Genomic DNA, 1,052 nt, shown 5'->3' on the forward strand with positions numbered 1-1,052 from the left:
GGGCGGTCTCAAGAATCAAGTGCAACACGTGATTTGAAGTCGATGATTTCCCTCTCCATCACCTGGGCTGGTGTTGCCCAGCCGAGCGTCTTGCGCGGTCGCCCGTTCATCAGCTTGGCGACGTGATTGAGATATTCCTGGCTCGCCTGCGAGAGGTCCACGCCCTTGGGCAGGAACTGTCGAAGCAGGCCGTTGGTGTTCTCGTTGCTGCCCCGCTGCCAGGGCGCATGCGGATCGGCGAACCAGACCTGGAGGTTGAGCCGCTGCATCAGCGCCTCGTAGCACGTCAGTTCCGAACCGCGATCGTAGGTGAGGCTCTCGCGCAGGAATGCCGGCAACATGCGCATCTGCCGGGTGAAGCCCTCGAGCGCCGCTTCGGCGGTGCAGCCGTCCATCCGGCACAGCACGACGAAACGGGTCTTGCGCTCGACCAGCGTACCGACGCAGGAGCGGTTGAAGGCGCCCTTGATCAGGTCGCCCTCCCAATGACCGGCCACCAGGCGCTGCTCGACGTCCTCGGGCCGATGCACGATCCGCAACTGCTCCGGCACCCATGAACGTCCCGCGGCGGTCGTCCGCCTGCGTCCGCGCGCCGGCTTGCCCTGGCGCAACGCCTCCACCAACGCCTTCTTCAGTCCACCACGCGGATACGCATAGATCGCCGCATAGATCGTCTCGTGGCTGACCCGCTGACTGGCGTCGTCTGGATGCATGGCCCGCAGTGTGGCCGCGATCTGCTGCGGCGACCAGCGCTCCAACACCAGACGGTCATGCACGAACTGGAACAACTCGCCTTCCTCGACCAGCTTGCGACGACGCACGCAACGCGAACGACGTGCGCGATAGCTCCCGGCCGCGCCATGGGCCGAGTAGATGCCATCGCTCTGGCGCCGCACCTCTCGACTTAACGTTGACGCGCTGCGTCCCAACCGACGACCGATCTCCTGAAGGCTCGTCCCGCGGTTGCGCTCGACCTGAAGCACTGCGCGCTCTTCCGCGCTCAGGTGGCTGTACTGTTTTCCCATCGCGACACCCTACACTCCGCCGGGTGT

The 1,052-nt window shown here is 65.1% G+C and carries 1 protein-coding gene; it reads right to left on the reverse strand.

Going from position 1 to position 1,052, the window contains the following annotated elements; genetic code table 11:
• Positions 1-8: 8 nt before the first annotated feature.
• Positions 9-1,025, reverse strand: a complete 1,017-nt coding sequence (locus ABE505_RS17060) for an IS30 family transposase (protein ID WP_346445847.1) — start codon at positions 1,023-1,025, stop codon at positions 9-11.
• Between the last annotated feature and the right edge of the window lie 27 nt (positions 1,026-1,052).

Origin of the sequence: Luteimonas sp. TWI382, assembly GCF_039674545.1 — a bacterium.
Lineage (GTDB): Bacteria > Pseudomonadota > Gammaproteobacteria > Xanthomonadales > Xanthomonadaceae > Luteimonas.

What these genes read in the sequence shown, in the direction of transcription:
- ABE505_RS17060 (WP_346445847.1), bottom strand. Translation starts at nt 1,025, where the DNA reads ATGGGAAAACAGTACAGCCACCTGAGCGCGGAAGAGCGCGCAGTGCTT.